The sequence below is a fragment of the Cysteiniphilum sp. JM-1 genome (genome assembly GCF_008711525.1).
Classification (GTDB): domain Bacteria; phylum Pseudomonadota; class Gammaproteobacteria; order Francisellales; family Francisellaceae; genus Caedibacter.
This window is the reverse complement of the sequence record NZ_VXKS01000021.1, coordinates 1-16,139: the sequence shown is the minus strand read 5'-3', so window position 1 is coordinate 16,139 and position 16,139 is coordinate 1. Positions and strand designations below refer to the sequence as shown.

At 38.4% G+C, this 16,139-nt stretch carries 17 protein-coding genes; 7 read left to right on the top strand and 10 right to left on the bottom strand.

The features are described 5' to 3' along the window. Nucleotides 1-198 precede the first annotated feature (198 nt). Nucleotides 199-831, bottom strand: a complete 633-nt coding sequence (locus F3D68_RS09115; protein WP_151194128.1) for a hypothetical protein — start codon at nucleotides 829-831, stop codon at nucleotides 199-201. 189 nt (nucleotides 832-1,020) lie between these two features. Between F3D68_RS09115 and F3D68_RS09110 the strand changes: the two genes are divergently transcribed. Further along, nucleotides 1,021-1,734 (top strand): UDP-2,3-diacylglucosamine diphosphatase, encoded by a 714-nt coding sequence (locus F3D68_RS09110; RefSeq protein WP_151194127.1) that lies wholly within the window; start codon nucleotides 1,021-1,023, stop codon nucleotides 1,732-1,734. Between the two features lie 67 nt (nucleotides 1,735-1,801). Then, nucleotides 1,802-2,293 (top strand): hypothetical protein, encoded by a 492-nt coding sequence (locus F3D68_RS09105; protein ID WP_151194126.1) that lies wholly within the window; start codon nucleotides 1,802-1,804, stop codon nucleotides 2,291-2,293. On the opposite strand, the gene xerD is transcribed toward F3D68_RS09105, so the two are convergent. The 7 genes from xerD to F3D68_RS09070 all read right to left on the bottom strand — a co-directional run bounded on the left by xerD (nucleotide 2,278) and on the right by F3D68_RS09070 (nucleotide 7,598). Further along, the gene (xerD, locus tag F3D68_RS09100; protein WP_151194125.1) at nucleotides 2,278-3,165 is read right to left on the bottom strand and encodes a site-specific tyrosine recombinase XerD; all 888 of its coding nucleotides are present in this window, start codon (nucleotides 3,163-3,165) and stop codon (nucleotides 2,278-2,280) included. The two genes, F3D68_RS09105 and xerD, sit on opposite strands and share 16 nt — an antisense overlap. Nucleotides 3,166-3,207: 42 nt before the next feature. Beyond that, on the bottom strand, nucleotides 3,208-3,555 hold the full coding sequence (rplS, locus tag F3D68_RS09095; protein WP_117001346.1) for a 50S ribosomal protein L19: 348 nt from the start codon (nucleotides 3,553-3,555) through the stop codon (nucleotides 3,208-3,210). Nucleotides 3,556-3,588: 33 nt separating this feature from the next. Further along, nucleotides 3,589-4,335: a tRNA (guanosine(37)-N1)-methyltransferase TrmD gene (trmD, locus tag F3D68_RS09090; RefSeq protein ID WP_151194124.1), complete on the bottom strand. Its 747-nt coding sequence runs from the start codon at nucleotides 4,333-4,335 to the stop codon at nucleotides 3,589-3,591. A gap of 11 nt (nucleotides 4,336-4,346) precedes the next feature. Continuing rightward, on the bottom strand, nucleotides 4,347-4,877 hold the full coding sequence (rimM, locus tag F3D68_RS09085; RefSeq protein ID WP_151194123.1) for a ribosome maturation factor RimM: 531 nt from the start codon (nucleotides 4,875-4,877) through the stop codon (nucleotides 4,347-4,349). A gap of 137 nt (nucleotides 4,878-5,014) precedes the next feature. Beyond that, nucleotides 5,015-5,272 carry a 30S ribosomal protein S16 gene (gene rpsP, locus F3D68_RS09080; protein ID WP_117001349.1) on the bottom strand — a complete coding sequence of 86 codons (258 nt, stop codon included), beginning with the start codon at nucleotides 5,270-5,272 and terminating at the stop codon, nucleotides 5,015-5,017. Nucleotides 5,273-5,416: 144 nt separating this feature from the next. Then, nucleotides 5,417-6,229: a 23S rRNA (adenine(2030)-N(6))-methyltransferase RlmJ gene (locus F3D68_RS09075; RefSeq protein WP_151194122.1), complete on the bottom strand. Its 813-nt coding sequence runs from the start codon at nucleotides 6,227-6,229 to the stop codon at nucleotides 5,417-5,419. 4 nt (nucleotides 6,230-6,233) lie between these two features. Next, nucleotides 6,234-7,598, bottom strand: coding sequence for an L-serine ammonia-lyase (locus F3D68_RS09070; protein WP_151194121.1), 1,365 nt, complete (start codon nucleotides 7,596-7,598; stop codon nucleotides 6,234-6,236). 117 nt (nucleotides 7,599-7,715) lie between these two features. Here F3D68_RS09070 and asd point away from each other — a divergent pair, with 117 nt between their 5' ends. From asd to F3D68_RS09055, 3 genes are all read left to right on the top strand, one after another. After that, nucleotides 7,716-8,552, top strand: a complete 837-nt coding sequence (gene asd, locus F3D68_RS09065; RefSeq protein ID WP_151194120.1) for an archaetidylserine decarboxylase — start codon at nucleotides 7,716-7,718, stop codon at nucleotides 8,550-8,552. A gap of 107 nt (nucleotides 8,553-8,659) precedes the next feature. Next, the gene (locus tag F3D68_RS09060) at nucleotides 8,660-9,784 is read left to right on the top strand and encodes a CaiB/BaiF CoA transferase family protein (RefSeq protein WP_151194119.1); all 1,125 of its coding nucleotides are present in this window, start codon (nucleotides 8,660-8,662) and stop codon (nucleotides 9,782-9,784) included. Continuing rightward, nucleotides 9,753-12,203 (top strand): mechanosensitive ion channel family protein, encoded by a 2,451-nt coding sequence (locus F3D68_RS09055; RefSeq protein ID WP_191092778.1) that lies wholly within the window; start codon nucleotides 9,753-9,755, stop codon nucleotides 12,201-12,203. The genes F3D68_RS09060 and F3D68_RS09055 overlap by 32 nt, the downstream gene beginning before the upstream one ends. A 55-nt stretch (nucleotides 12,204-12,258) precedes the next feature. Here the strand turns inward: F3D68_RS09055 and F3D68_RS09050 are convergent, their stop codons facing one another. Beyond that, complete coding sequence (locus tag F3D68_RS09050; protein ID WP_151194117.1) at nucleotides 12,259-12,690, bottom strand: LysR substrate-binding domain-containing protein; 432 nt, start codon at nucleotides 12,688-12,690, stop codon at nucleotides 12,259-12,261. A gap of 67 nt (nucleotides 12,691-12,757) precedes the next feature. On the opposite strand from F3D68_RS09050, the gene F3D68_RS09045 reads away from it, so the two are divergent. After that, nucleotides 12,758-13,468 (top strand): hypothetical protein, encoded by a 711-nt coding sequence (locus F3D68_RS09045; RefSeq protein WP_151194116.1) that lies wholly within the window; start codon nucleotides 12,758-12,760, stop codon nucleotides 13,466-13,468. On the opposite strand, the gene tnpA is transcribed toward F3D68_RS09045, so the two are convergent. Next, on the bottom strand, nucleotides 13,441-13,872 hold the full coding sequence (tnpA, locus tag F3D68_RS09040; RefSeq protein WP_117002809.1) for an IS200/IS605 family transposase: 432 nt from the start codon (nucleotides 13,870-13,872) through the stop codon (nucleotides 13,441-13,443). The genes F3D68_RS09045 and tnpA overlap by 28 nt on opposite strands. 226 nt (nucleotides 13,873-14,098) lie before the next feature. On the opposite strand from tnpA, the gene F3D68_RS09035 reads away from it, so the two are divergent. Continuing rightward, nucleotides 14,099-16,054 (top strand): hypothetical protein, encoded by a 1,956-nt coding sequence (locus F3D68_RS09035; RefSeq protein WP_151194115.1) that lies wholly within the window; start codon nucleotides 14,099-14,101, stop codon nucleotides 16,052-16,054. Nucleotides 16,055-16,139 lie beyond the last annotated feature (85 nt).

Genomic DNA, 16,139 nt, shown 5'->3' with positions numbered 1-16,139 from the left:
TAAGCGTTGGCTGAGCGTAAGTCGAAGCCTTTATGAAGTATGATTTTCCCAAACTACCCTTCGACTTACGCTCAGGGCACGGTGAGCACTTGTGGGTGAGCATTTAGTCTTAGCCATAAAAAACATAAAAGAAAGTTCATCTTCTCTTGAGAAAATGAGCTTGTATACGGTTGGTGGGTAATTTTTATTAGTTATCAATTAAAAGTTCAAAGACATCTTTTGTAACTCGCTCACCGGCACTTGCTTGACTTCTTTTTGCACTTTGCCATCTTTGCCCAACCACTCTCTTGTTACTGTCGCCGTCTTGCCATCTTGATTGGTTTGAATGCTTACGGCATTAAATGAACGTTGCATCTGATTTGCATTAGTATTTGGACTTGCATTTGCTGCTAGCGTTTTTGGCGCAGGCTGAGCTGCAGCTTGCGCTGGTGCATTTTGTGATTGTGCTTGACTCATTTGTTGCTGCAACTGCTGCATTTGCTGTTGGAGATTCTGGGCAGCTCTTTGATATCTTTGCTCAAATGCCTGACGTTCAGCTTCTAACTGTTTTTGTTGCATATTAAGTGCATTCACGGCTTGTTGGTATTGTGTTTGCATTTGCGCCTGTTTAACTTGTGCCGTATTTACCCAGCCAACTTGTCCTGTTTGTGTATCCGCAACTTTGATCCAATTACCCTGCTGATAGAACTGAATATATTGATTTTGATTCTGATCAGTTAGCTCAGAGACCACTTTAGCATTAGTCGTTGGCTCATTATAAACCTGATAAGTCGCGGCAAAAGCGGCACTTGAAGCGGCAATTAGACCCAAAGATAATAATAATTTTTTCATGCTGACTCCTTAAATGTTAAGTTAATTTAATTAAAGTTATTGATCAAAAGATCAGTTATGCTTAAAAACACAACAAAGTTAAAAGGGAAATCTTAACGCAAACTTAAGAAAACTGGCACAAATTTAAAAAAGCACTTACTAAGCGACTCAATAACATTTATGATTTGTCCATGACTAAGCTTTCGCTTTATGATGATAACGAATTACTACATTATTGCTGACTTGCATTTAAATGAGTCGCGCCCACAAACTACTGATTTATTTAAGACGTTTTTAGATGACATTAGCCACATGGGTAATGCCCTTTTTATCTTAGGTGATTTTTTTGATTACTGGGTTGGCGATGATGTAACAAGCCCGATGCAAGAAGATATTATCAAAGCACTTCATGATGCTCATGATAAAGGGTTAACTATTTATTTTATGCATGGCAATCGTGATTTTTTAATTGGCAAAAGCTTTACGCAAAAAGCAAAGGTAACTCTTATTAACGATCCATATCTTTTGCAATTAAAACACAAAAATATTGTGCTCATGCATGGTGACTTATTATGCACTGATGATAAGAGCTATCAAATGTTTCGCTATGTTGTCCGCACTCCAGTGGTTAAAAAACTTTATCTGTCCTTATCAGCAAAAACACGCCAGCGCATCGCACAAAAAATTCGCGCTAAAAGCAAACAGAAAAACGAAAAATACAAAATAATCGATGTCACGCCAAAAGGTATAAAACGATATCTAGGTGATAATAAAGTATTAATTCATGGGCATACCCATTTGTTTAATACCCACCATGAAAAAAACTATACACGTTATGTTTTAGGTGACTGGTTTAACACAGGAAGTTATATCCATATCGATCATGATGAAAATATTAGGCTTTTAAAGCTAGATGCAGTTTGAAAAATAGTAAGAATTTGCCATACTTGCCATGCAACAACTATTTAAAAACACATGGAGCTAACATACGATGAGTCAGGAAAGCATTACTAGCATTACAACTCAAACCACCACTTTATCAAGTGACCCTCATGCTATTTTAGGCATGGGCATTGCACTACTTATTATGATCGTTGTTTTCTATATTTTCTCGATTGCCTTTTCATGGAGCGTTTATAAACTGCTGAAAATCATCGATAAGGATAAACAAGTCACCAAGCCATGGTTTGCTTGGCTTTTCCTTATTCCAATCGTCGGTTATATTTTCCAGTGGATCGTTTTACCCTTTGGTGTTGGCAACGCACTTAAAAAATATCAGGATATGACCATTAAACTGCGAGGTGACACTTTATTTATCTTAGGGTTAGCTTTGGTGATATTACCCATTGTTACCTTTATTCCCATCATATCGCCATTTGCATCTGTCGCTTGTATGGTGATCTATATTATCTATTGGGTTAAAATTGTTAAAGTGCGTAAATTACTTGAAGCATCAAATCATGATGCTCAGGCACGCGGGTGATGCTCTTTATATAAATTCATTGATCGCACTTGTGAGATATGCGTATAAATCGTTGTTGTCGATACACTGCTATGCCCTAAAAGCATTTGCACTGAGCGTAAATCAGCCCCGTGGGTTAATAGATGTGTCGCAAACGCATGACGCAAGGTATGCGGTGAAATTTCTTTTTTGATGCCGACAAGATCCGCGTAAAACTTAATACGGTGCCAAAAAGTCTGACGCGTAATACCCTTTCGATGATGTGATACAAATAATTTATCAAGCTTTAAGCCCTGCAGCCAACCATCACGCACTTCATCAATGTACTTATGTAAATACTCTAAAGCATATTCACCGGTTGGCACTAAACGTTCCTTTGAGCCTTTACCCATCACGCGCACGACACCTTGACGTAAATTGACATCATCTAAGGTTAAATTAACCAATTCACTCACGCGCAATCCCGTGGCATAAATAAGCTCTAATAATGCTTTATCGCGAATGCCAATATCTGTCGTTAAATCAGGTGCATCCAACAACTTCTCAACATCTTCTTCAGATAGATCTTTAGGTAAACTTTTGGGTAATTTAGGTAATATTAACTTCTGTGTTGGATCTGTTGTAATCTTTTGCTGCGCGTAACACCAACCGTAAAATTTATGTAAGGTTGAAATCATCCGCGCATTAGATCGGGCACTATAACCTTCATTTAAGCGCTTGGCTAAAAAGGTTTGTAACGCTGAAAGTTTTAGATTCACTACATCATGCTCTTGATAGAACTTAAGTAGATGGTTTAAATCGGTTTTATAAGAGGATAAAGTATTTTGGCTTAAGCCCTCGCTTAGCCAGATATCATCGATAAATTGATTAATGATGTCAAAATTTGACTGCATAAAGCATAAGAACAAAAAAGGTTGGCGATGCCAACCTTAAAATTATACTTTTTCTTTGATTCTTGCTGCTTTACCAGTCAAGCCACGCATGTAGTAAAGTTTAGCGCGACGAACTTTAGCACGTCTTTCGACAACAACGCTGTCAATGATCGGGCTGTGTGTTTGAAACGTACGCTCAACACCTTCACCAGATGACATTTTACGCACAGTAAACGCTGAGTTGATACCACGATTCTTGATCGCAAGTACGAAGCCTTTAAACGCCTGAATACGCGCTTTATCACCTTCTTTTACCCATACGTTAACTGTTACTGAATCACCAGGGTGAAATGTTGGTAAGTCAGTACGTAGTTGTGAATTTTCAACCATTTCTAAGTATTTATTCTTCATTTTTTTCTCCTAATTGTGCATTCTCTATCACATTTATTGTTTTTCATCTTGCGCTAATTGCTCAAGATATTGCTTATCTTCATTCGATAGACATAGGCACTCAATCAATTCTTTACGTCGTAAAAAAGTACGTTTTAACTTTTGTTGATGTCGCCATTGCTGAATTTTTTGATGATCCCCAGATAACAGCACCGCAGGTACATCACCTGCATCCACATGTGTTGCAGGTCGCGTGTAATGCGGACAATCTAATAAACCATCGTAAAATGAATCCTCAACAGCTGACGCTTGATCATTTAACACCCCGGGCAGTAAGCGCACGATGCTGTCAATCAATGTCATCGCCGGTAGCTCGCCACCGCTTAAGACATAATCACCTATTGAAACTTCTTCATCAACATGACGCTCAATCAAACGCTCATCGATACCTTCATAACGACCACAAAGCAAGATTAAAGCATCTTCACAAGCAAACTCTTTAACCAAGTTTTGAGTTAAGGGTTTTCCTTGCGGCGACAAGTATACAACTTTAGCGGGTTTGTTCAATCTTTTTTTGGCTTCAGTAATGGCTTTTTGCAGTGGGTCATACATCATCACCATGCCAGGTCCACCACCAAAGGGGCGATCATCAATTGTCTGATAGCGATTGGTTGCAAACTGACGTGGATTAATGGTCATAAGCCCCGCTTTTTCAAGCTGAAATGCGCGTGCTGAAACGCCATATTGGGTAATCACATCAAATATTTCAGGAAATATTGTAATCGCTGCAAAGTTAATCATTATGCTTACTCTTAATAGTCGTACTGCCAATCAACGGTTATTAGCTTCTCATCTTTGTTGACCTCAATCACATAGTCATTCACAAAAGGGATTAAATACGATTGATCTTTATGTTTACAACAAAGCACCTCATTGGCACCTGTATCTAAAATATCATCAACCTTGCCAAATGATTGCCCTTCTTTGTTGACAACCTGCATACCGATTAAGTCTACCCAATAGTATTCATCTTCTGCTGTCTCTTTTAGCACTGATCTTGGCACAGCCAGTAAGGCATTGGTATATTTCGCTGCAATCTCTTTGACATCGGCATCAGCAAATTGAATCACAAGCTTATCACCAACGCGACTGACCGATTCACCTGTTAACACGGACCACGTGCGATCACTTGCTTTTTTGATATACCACTGACCATAAGACAATGCCGTTTCAATTGAATCACTTAAGACATAGAGTTTTAATTCGCCTTTTAAGCGATATGTTGCACCCACCTTGGCAATGACAATCATCTCATCATTTTGTACATTATCTTGTTGTGACATGTTAACAACCTTTATTACGCAATCAGTTTTAAAACAAATAAAATACATAAAACAAAAACGCCAATCAACGATACGAGCGTGATTGGCGTTTCTTAAAACTTAACATAAGCACTTAGCGTGCTTTGTGTTTTTTTTACTTAAGCTTGTACTGTTGCTTTACGCGCTTCTTTAACGATAGAAGTTACACGATCAGACATCTTAGCACCTGTACCTAACCAGTAGTCTACACGCTCAAGATCAACACGTACTTTTTCTTCATGTTCTTTTGCCAATGGGTTAAAGAAACCAACACGCTCGATAGGACGACCATCACGCGCTTTACGGCTGTCTGTCACCACGATTCTATAAAAAGGACGCTTCTTAGCGCCGCCTCTAGCCATACGAATTACGACCATTAGTCTTCTCCAAATTTTCTATTTTAGTTATTGTTGCTCTAGAATTTGTGCTAAACACAAAAACGGGCGCATTTTAACGTACTTTTGACGTGGGCACCAGTGATTTTAAGGCGTTAATTCATTTTTTATGGTATTTTCACCATTTCACCCTTTATTGATACCTTTCTCGAGAATGGATAGTGCTCGTTTTACCTTTTCAGCTGCAGTATAAGGTGGATTCACGATAATCATGCCTGAGCCATACATACCAATGGCTTTATTTGGGTTTTCAAACACCCACTCATCAACCGTCATCATAAGTTGTGCGTCACGCAAAATCTCTTTTAGACGTTCATGACGTCTTTGTGGCAACAAAGGATACCAGAGCATAAAAGTACCTGTTGACCATTTTTTGACGGATTGCATGAGTAGTCTTGCTTGACTTTCATACTCACTTTTAATCTCAAAGCTTGGATCAATCAAGACACCACCTCGACGCTCTTTGGGTGGCAAAAAGCCTGATATTAGCTTTGACATATCACCATATTTTACGCTGATCTGCCCAAAGTCATGCGTTGCCAGTTTAAGATGCTCAATCTCTTGCGGGTGCAGCTCAAGTGCTGTCATTCTATCTTGCTCACGCAGCAAGCTTGCAGCTAAATAAGCTGATCCTGGGTAAAACTGCAATGTTGTTTTATCAGAGTTCAATTCGTCAATGAGTCTTTTATATTTTGCCAATAAAGGGTTGTCACTTTTCTCAAAAAGCTTGAGCACCTTGCCAATGCCATTTAGCCCTTCTTTGGTCTTTTGCGCCTCAGGACTATACAGATCATAAACCCCACGTCCGGCATGCGTATCCAACCAAAAAAATGGCTTCTCTTTATTGCCTAAATGCTCAATAACCGCGATGAGCCATAAATGCTTATGAATATCCGCAAAATTGCCTGCATGATATATATGTTGATAACTTAATGACATAGGCTTAACACGCTGGCAGGTTGACTGCCAAGCCACCAAGAGATGTTTCTTTGTATTTGGTAGACATGTCTTTACCTGTTTCTTTCATTGTTTGAATTACTTGATCTAAGCTTACATGATGCTCACCATCACCTAGCAGTGAAAGCTTGGCACCATTGACTGCTTGCACCGCACCCATGGCATTTCTCTCAATACACGGAATTTGCACCAAGCCACCAATCGGATCACAAGTCAAACCCAAATTATGCTCCATGCCCATCTCAGCGGCATTTTCGACTTGCTCAACACTGCCACCTAGAATCGCGCAAAGCCCCGCTGCTGCCATTGAACAGGCGACACCAACCTCACCTTGGCAACCTACTTCAGCCGCGGAAATAGACGCCCCTTTTTTAAATAAAATACCAATCGCAGCCGTTGTTAATAAATAATCGATAATCTCTTTTTTACTGGTAAAGGGATGACTTAACACATGATGTTTTAACACTGCAGGAATCACGCCTGCCGCACCATTCGTAGGCGCTGTGACCACCTTGCCACCGGCAGCATTCTCTTCATTAACCGCAATGGCAAAAACATTAAGCCAATTAAGGTCTTTAATATCTAAACGCGATTCCTCTAAACGTTTTTTAAGTTTATACGCGCGCCGCTTAACCTTAAGCCCGCCGGGTAACTCACCATCTGTTTGTAAACCTTTTTCAATGGATTGATCCATCACCTGCCAGATTGCTAACACCCCTTCCTCAACTTCACGTTTATCACGTAGCGCACATTCATTTGCCATCATTAAATCGGCAATACTCATCTGATGTTTTTCACACAGATCCAATAGCTCTTTAGCCGTTGCAAATGGATAAGGTACGGCATGCGCATCAACAGGAGCTGGATCATTATGCCGATGCATTTCATGCTCATCTAAGATAAAGCCGCCACCAACTGAGAAATACTTCAATGTGTCAAGCTTTTCACCTTGCGCATTCCATAGTGTAAACAACATACCATTAGCATGCTCTGGCAGCGCTTCATTATAATGAAATATCAAATCAGTCGTATAATCGAAATCAATCTCATAAGATCCCAATAATTTCATCTTTTTGCTTTTAAGCATCTGATCATAACAAAGTGCAGCCGCATTAATATCAATACTATGCGGCTCAAAGCCTGCCGATCCCAAAATACAGGCATAATCTGTTTTATGCCCTTTTCCTGTGAGTGCTAATGAACCAAAAAGTTCAATCGTAAAACGCTTAGTCTCTTGTAATGCAGCTTGATGTTTTTGTAAAAACCGAAAGGCTGCACGCATTGGACCCACCGTGTGTGATGATGATGGCCCAACGCCAATAGAAAACAAATCAAAAATACTAATATTCATAAACTCACCCTTAAAAAAAGCCCATTTACCTTAAAAAAACCTGCTTACAATAAATCAGTGGCTGGCAGATGTAAAATAATTTACAATGCCAGCCAAAAATATATCGCTTAATACTTCATGTTTAAAGATACCTTATTTCTAAAGCTTCAAAAAATATTACCACAAGCCTGTTTATCACGCCTTGCTGGAAAGCTTGCTAATTGTGAAAACCCGACCGTTAAAAATAGATTAATTCACCTTGCGATGAAACGTTTTAATATCACATTAACTGATACATTAATAGACGATCCGACAGAATATACTAGCTTTAATGAGTTTTTCACCCGCAAATTAAAACCTGAAGCGCGCCCGATTGATCCAAGCGATAACAGCATTATCTCGCCAGCTGATGGCAAGATCACGCAAGCGGGAAAAATCACCGAAGGCAAACTAATCCAAGCCAAAGGCAAGTATTTCTCATTAAAAGCACTTGCCGCTGACACGGCAAAAGAAAACTATACTGATTTTTCGGTGATTTATTTATCCCCTTCAGATTATCATCGCGTGCATATGCCCATCGATGGGAAACTGACACGCATGACCTATGTTCCAGGCAAATTGTTCTCAGTCAATGAGTTAACCGCGGAAAACATTGATGGACTCTTCGCCAAGAATGAGCGCCTGATTTGTTACTTTGATACTGCTATTGGTGAGATTGCCGTTATTTTTGTCGGTGCAATGCTTGTTGCAGGGATTGAAACCGTTTGGCATAAGTTAGTTGCTCCTAATTACTACAGCAAAGTGATACACTTTGATTACTCTGAGCAAAACTTACACTTTAAAAAAGGTGATGAGATTGGTTTATTTAATTTTGGCTCAACGATTATCACGCTTTTTCCTGGCAATAAAATCGCATGGCAAGCGAACATCACAGGCAAAATCAATATGGGGCAGACGATCGCTAGCGCTATCTAAAAGCACTTAGCATGATTTAAAATTTAAAATATAAAATATCAGCAAAGCAATTTTTTTTATCTATACTCAAACTTGTCAAAAGCTAACAAAGAAACAAGGAGTTTGTGATGAAACCATTTGACGGATTATTAATCGCTGATTTTACCCATGTGTTATCAGGACCATTTTGTACCATGCTATTATGTGATCTAGGAGCTCGGGTAATCAAACTTGAACGACCAGAAGTCGGTGAAGATTCACGCCAATTTGGTCCCTTTATTGATGGCATTTCAATGTATTTTGAAACGGTTAATCGTGGCAAAGAAAGTATTGGCGTTAATCTTAAAGACCCCAACGATTTAGCACTTGTTAAAAACATTATCAAACAGGCCGATGTTGTGGTTGAGAATTTTCGCCCTGGCACCATGGCTAAGCTTGGTCTTGATTATGATTCTCTTTGTAAACTTAATCCTCGGGTAATTTTCGCCTCTATCTCAGGCTTTGGACAATCTGGCTCTATGTCACAGCTGCCTGCCTATGATGAGCTAATTCAAGCAATGAGTGGCTTTATGAGTGTCACCGGTGAGCCCGATGGTCCGCCAATTAAAGCAGGTCCTTCAGTTTCTGATATGCTTGCTGGTGTGTATTGCTTCTCGGCAATTGCCACAGCGCTTTATCAGCGTGAGAAAACAGGCAAAGGTTGCCAAATCGATATCGCTATGTTTGATGCAATGTTGTCATTTTTAGAAAGTGACGTCGTCTCTGATAAAATGTTGCATAAAATCCCCAGCCGAATTGGTAACAAACACCCCAACATCTCACCCTTTAGCACCTTTAAATGTAAGGATGATGATATTGTTATTTGTGCGGCAACTGATAAGCTTTTTGCTTCTGCTTGTGACGTTATGGGGCTTGATCAACTTAAAAATGATCCTAAATGCCAGAGCAATAAAGATCGCTTAGCACATAACGATCTTATCAAAGCTGCCTTTGAAAAGTCGCTTGGTAACGATACTGTTGCTAACTGGTATGACAAGTTTGTGAAAGCCGGCGTTCCCGCGGGCCCCATTAATAATGTCAATCAAGCCCTTAGTCTTAAGGTTGTTAAAGAACGTGATATGATTGTCAAAGCGGGGAAATATCAGCTTCCTGGATGTCCATTGAAATTCTCAACCAATAAGGAAACCGGCACAAGAAAAGAAGCACCTAAGGTAAATGCTGATGGCGCCAAAATTAAGAAAGAATTTAAATAATCGCTCTTTGATCATGCAATTAGCTCACGTTCTATGCTTTCGCCTCTGGCGTATGTTTTGTCGTGGACTTACTGCTGCATTTCTACTTATTTTTTTCTCACATGTAGCATTTGCGCAACAACTTGAAGATAACAATCAACCAACGATGATGGCAGCGCATTATGATGCCTTATTAACTGCTTTTAATACTGATTTACACATGACACAAACACTGTTACACGATATTAAGCTTAGGATATATGAGCCTGATATTAGCCAAAAACAATATGCCTTTTTTGCCAAACAATTAGATTTCGTGCGCCAGAAATTCTATCAATATCAAACTGAACTGATTAATGAAAGACATAAATTAAGTCATGAACTGACTCATTTTGAAGAAACCAGTCAACCAGGATCTATTCGTGATTTGAGTCATGGTATCGCACTATTTAAACGTGTGCATGGCGGTATTAATAAGCTTAAAGAGGCACAACAACAAGCACAAGAAATCATTAAAGCAACAAATCATCTATTGCTTAAACTTTCCGATCATGAGCGCTTACTCGATGATATTAAGGAGCTGAGACCAACGCCATTTATGATCTCACCACATTCATTTGTAACGTCATTTAAAGAGTTTAACACTTATTTTAATGACACTAATTTCAAGAAACATCATCTGGTTTTCCCCACCAAGGGGCAGCTGATCTTAGGTGCGTTATTGCTGCTGTTACTAGTGGCGAATATGACTTATCGTAATCGACTACAAGCTAAGCTTTACTTTTATCTGCGCCATTATGTTTATCGTTATATTTATTTACGCGTGTTTTCTACCTATTTCAATGAAATAAGCTACTTATTTACGCGTAGTATTTTTCCAGCATGTTTGTTGTATCTCATCTACTGCGTTATTTTCATTGATCAAGATCCGCTTAATATTATTAATATTACTGTTAACGCCTTGGTGCTGAGCTTGATTTTTTATGTATTATTTAGCACCACCATCAGAAACTTACTACATCTTAATGCATCTCAAAATAAATCTAGCCATCGATATGTTCGCCCCTTAGCCTTAGTGAGCTCAATGATTATTTTTATAGAGCACATAAATCCGATTGCTTTTGGCTTTAATATTGAGCCCTTTCTCATTGACTATGCTTACGCTCGCGTTTTTTGCATGCTTATCTTAGGTATTGTTCAACTCATATTACTCATAAAGCTATATTTGAGTTACACCAAAACGCACCACTTTCATTCAAGTCGCTATGGCTTACTTGTCTTACATTTTCTGCTCATACTCTATAGCTTATATGTTGTGATGGTACTCATCGGTTTTGGCAATCTAGCATCGATTGGTTTTTATAAGTTATTGCAAAGCTTATGGGTAATTTATATTGCCAGTCAAATAACACGTTTGATTGCTTTTTTATTAACACCATTAAGTGCATTTAAACTTCAGCGTATTACCCCACATAAAAAGCATACCAAAGCCCATGCGATTGTTGTCTATCACTGGTTAAAGCTCATTGGCATTATTATTAGCTATATGTCTGCGCTACTTCTTATTACCCTATTATGGGGTGTTGAAGCGAATGAGTTAAATGCGATGATGGTTTATCTTTTTACGACACCTTTTCCTATCAGTGACAATCAGATTTTTTCTGTTATACATATTTTCAACGCATTGGCTATTTTTCTGATTTGCTACGTGGCTTTATTGATTATTAAATGGATGATTCAACGCCTGATTATTCATTATTTAACCATAGAAGCTGGCACAAAATATGCGCTTGATAAATGTCTTAACTATCTGGTCTTTATTTTTGCGATTGTTATTCTTATTTACGCCATGGGTGTTAGCACACATGCATTAACTTTTATCATCAGTGGCTTATCGATTGGTATTGGTTTTGCACTACAAGATGTCATCAAAAACTTTTTCTCAGGGTTTATTCTGCTGATTGAGCGCCCTATTAAGGTTGGCGATATGGTGCATTGCGGTAATGATCTAGGATTTGTTAAACACATCAATATTCGCACAACCATTATCGAAACCTTTGATAAAAACACCCTAGTCATCCCGAATAGCCTTTTGATCAATGATAAATTAAGCAATGAAACCATTAATCCTTTAAGCCGCGCTAGCATTAGTATTGGCGTTGGCTATAACAGTAATCCTGAAGAGGTGAGAAATATCCTATTACAAGTCGCTGAGAATAATCAGTATGTCTTTGATGATCCTAAGCCATCGGTGAAATTTAATGACTTTGGCGACTCAGCACTTATTTTTGTCCTTAAGGCATTTGTTAATAAGCTTGAGCAAAGCAAAGCAGAAGATAGTCTCCGACACGAGATCTTTGCAGCCTTTAAAGTCCATAATATCGATATTCCTTTTCCACAATTGGACATTCAATTTAAAAATATGCGACGACCTTCTTAAGGTCTCATCACAATAGATATGGTGGGTTACTGACTTCTGTCATTTAGCACCCTAATCACCCCCAATATTCTAGATTATTTAAAGTATCAATCATTGCCGTAATAACTTTTTTAATGATCGGATTTTTATAGGATTCACTATTCACAAGCAGATATGTTGTAAATGGTTTACTCGATAAGTTAGGTAATATATTCACCAGTGTTTGATGATCTGATTTTACAACCGACTCTGGAATCAAGCTCACTCCATAGCCTATTTTTGTTAACTTATACTGCATAATAACCGCATCACAACCTATGCTTTGCTCAAATGTAACGGCGTGTTCATTTGGCTTATTTTGCTCATCTTGTAGCAACCATGATTTCGTCGGTAATAAGTTATTATAAATACAAATATGTTTTTTTAAGTCTTGTAAATCATTAATCGCTGGATGTGTTTTAAGATACTGTTCACTAGCATATAGCTTATGCGTCGTTTGTAAGCGCATTTTAACGAGCCATTCTTCATCATTAATTAAATTTATCAATACTGGAGATGTTAATTTTAAGCCCTCAATGCTTGCTAGTGATTATAAAATTTACGATGCAACAGGCAAAGACATCACTAACCAGATCAGCATTTTAGAAAGCTCATCATGCTTAAGTGGTAATGTTGTTGCACCTAAAGCAAGCTGCTCGCTAGTAGTTAATCCAGAAATTGCCATCTCCCAAGTTGTCCAACCGTTTAAGTTAGTTATTAATAACAGCAACACAAATACCGAAATCACTTTACCAAACTACAGCGATAACGGGATTTTTGTTGATGCAACACATACACCAAATGCTTTTGTTTCAGGTAAAGATGCCTCAATTTATGTAGTACTTTCGCCTGTTGAAGCCAAAGTGCTCTACGGCTTTAAACTACCCTTTGACATGCCATACACATTAGATACCAGTGTTGAAAACAGTTGCCAAATTGGTAATATGATTAGCTCGCCTTGTGTTGCCAAGCTTGATATCTCAGGGGTTGATTTAGCCAATAAAAGCCTGCTTAACAACTTGATCATTCAATGGGGTGACTCAAGTACAGATACAGAAACACTCAATATCAAGGTTGTCGATATTAATGATCCTGAAGCAGATACAAGTGAGCTTGTGGATCTTAATGTACTATCACAGTTAAATTACCACCGGCAGAGCCGGGGGCTTATTTTTGTTAGCCCCTCTAAGGGGCTGATAAAGATGAAGCGCTCAAAGCGCTATAGACCAAGTGTCAGTTGCTCATAGTGTTCATCCTCTTTTTCTTGATTTCGGATGTACTGCTTTACAACTTCCTCATCCAAACCAACTGTTGATACAAAATAGCCTCGTGCCCAAAAATTCTCACCCGTGAAATTCCTCTTTTTGCCCATATACTGTCTTGCTATTTGAATGGCACTTTTCCCCTTCATAAAACCCACAACATTAGAGACTGAATATTTTGGCGGAATACTTAAACACATATGCACATGATCACGCATCAAATGACCCTCAACTATTTCAACACCTTTCATTTGAGCTAACTCATGCAGTAGTTTGCCCAAATATTTTCTTAATGACCCATAAATAACCTTCTTGCGTCGCTTCGGAATAAATACAACATGGTACTTGCAATCCCATTTCGTATGCGACAAACTTTTGTAGTCTCTGATTGGTTCTTTTTCCTTTTGTCTGTTGATCCAAACAAAAGGATATTACGACCGCCTCAACGGTCAAACCTTTGAGAGTCACCCCAGCATAGCTGGGGGTTTACCATATTTAATCATTGGCAGCACTAAACTTAACAATGAAACTTTATTAGCGCCTGCCTCAAGCATTAAAGCCCAAGGGGTTGGTATCAACAAGCAACGTCTAAGCACCGAAACCACTTATAACCTGATGACTGGTTTAAATGATCCACAACAGGACAATGTTAAAGTAATAGGCGCACATATTGACCCACAAATTGATGGTCTTACATTGAAATATGTGGCTGATAAATCAGAAAAAAGCTGTCTTATCACCAATGATGATGGTTCAGTCACACAAACAACATTAACTGCTAATGACAGCTGTGTGCTTAATATTGAAACCATCTACACCGGCTCGCAAACACTTCTTGATCAAGAACTTAACTTAATTATCGAAGTGGAAAATATTGAAAACAAAGTGCTGCATTACCAAGGCAATTTTATTAAACAAGAAGATATCGCAACAGCACAATCATTAGCTAAAGCAAGTGTTACACCGATTACCATTCATAGTAACGGTCAAATTGATGTCGTTTTTAAAAATATTTCAGATAAAGCAATAAATCGCGTGGTATTAAATATTGCTGAAGATGATGATAGCAAATGGTTTATCGATCTGTTAGATGAGGCGACAAAAAAGCAACTAAATGCACATCATCAAATCGTCGATGATGAGAAAAATATTTTGCCTGATGAAACTGGCATTATCACTTTGCAACTTGACCCAGTTAAATTAAAAACTGCCCTTGAAGATGAAACTCATCAAGCACAACTTATAGATAATATTAACAAGGGTCATCTTCTTAACATTGATGCCAGCAATATTGCTAAAACGAATATTGCATTAGCCTATGATAAGCGTGTACTTGTTAGTGATCAATCTAATATCCATTTCACACAAGCAAATAGTAATACAGTCACGCTAAAGAATACCTCTAACAACCCAATTAAAATCAATCACATAGACATCACAGGCGATATTTCAGACGTTAACCTTACGGCAAATATCAAAGACATTGCCCCATTATCTGATGCCATGATTATGCTTAATGCACAAGCATCGGCAAAAGGTCAAGGTGAATTAATCATTGAATATACACACGATCATAGCATAACTGAGACAATGAATATTCCAGTAAGCGTTGTCAATACCAGCATTACATTATCTGCAATCAATGATAACAATCCTTTTGAGATAACAGACCAAAGCATTGAAGTCTCAACACATATCACCAACAATGGTAATTTCAACTGGTATCCAGCGACAGCATCAACACAAGGTGCGTATCAAGTGCAGCGAGTTGGTGACAAGAATATTGATCACTCTTTATCTAATTCAACCAATTGTCTTAGCTTAAGCGAAACGGGATTAGCACCTCAGCAAAGCTGTGAGATGCCGATAATGACCATTAACCCAGATACACAGGCAGGCACCTATGAATTTACTCTATATGCTAAGGCTCAAGATGGAACTATTTACACCAATCTTGATAACAATCATAGTGCCGTATTTTCAGTCATTGAAAGAGAGAAAGGACAAGCACAGTTTCAAACAATCGATGGCACAGCATTAACCAAGCTTCAGTTAAATAACATCGACAATAAAGCAACAATTGTGATTAAAAACATCGGCAAAGGTGATCTTAATAACTTATCCTTTAACAGTGATCAAGCTGATGTGCTGCACATTGATAGTCAAGCTTGTCAAGAAACCTTAACAGCAGATCAATCATGTCAAATTATTGTTAACACTGATTATGATGCTAATGATCCCCTTTATGCCAAGATTAAAGTATCTGCGCATAATATGAGTGAAGACAGCGCTGAGCTTCCTACTACTATTACTAAAGCAAAAACACGCCTGATATTCATAACTATGCAGAGCTTTAATGGTAATTTAGGTGGCGTTGAAGGTGCTAATGACAAATGCCAGCTTGAGGCAAGCTCTCGTGGAATGCATGGTCAGTACAAAGCAATACTCCCTGATACTTCGCGTAGTGTTAAAGATAATATTGGTTTTGATCAAACAGCATACTATATAAATTTAAATGGTGAAGTCGTGGCTGCTCCTAAGGCTCTATTTGTGTTTCAGGGAGTTAAATAAAATGTTGTGCAATAGTGATAAATCCTGTAGTTTTATGACGTTTTTATGTGATTAGATATGGCAATGATTAATATTCAACACTTAA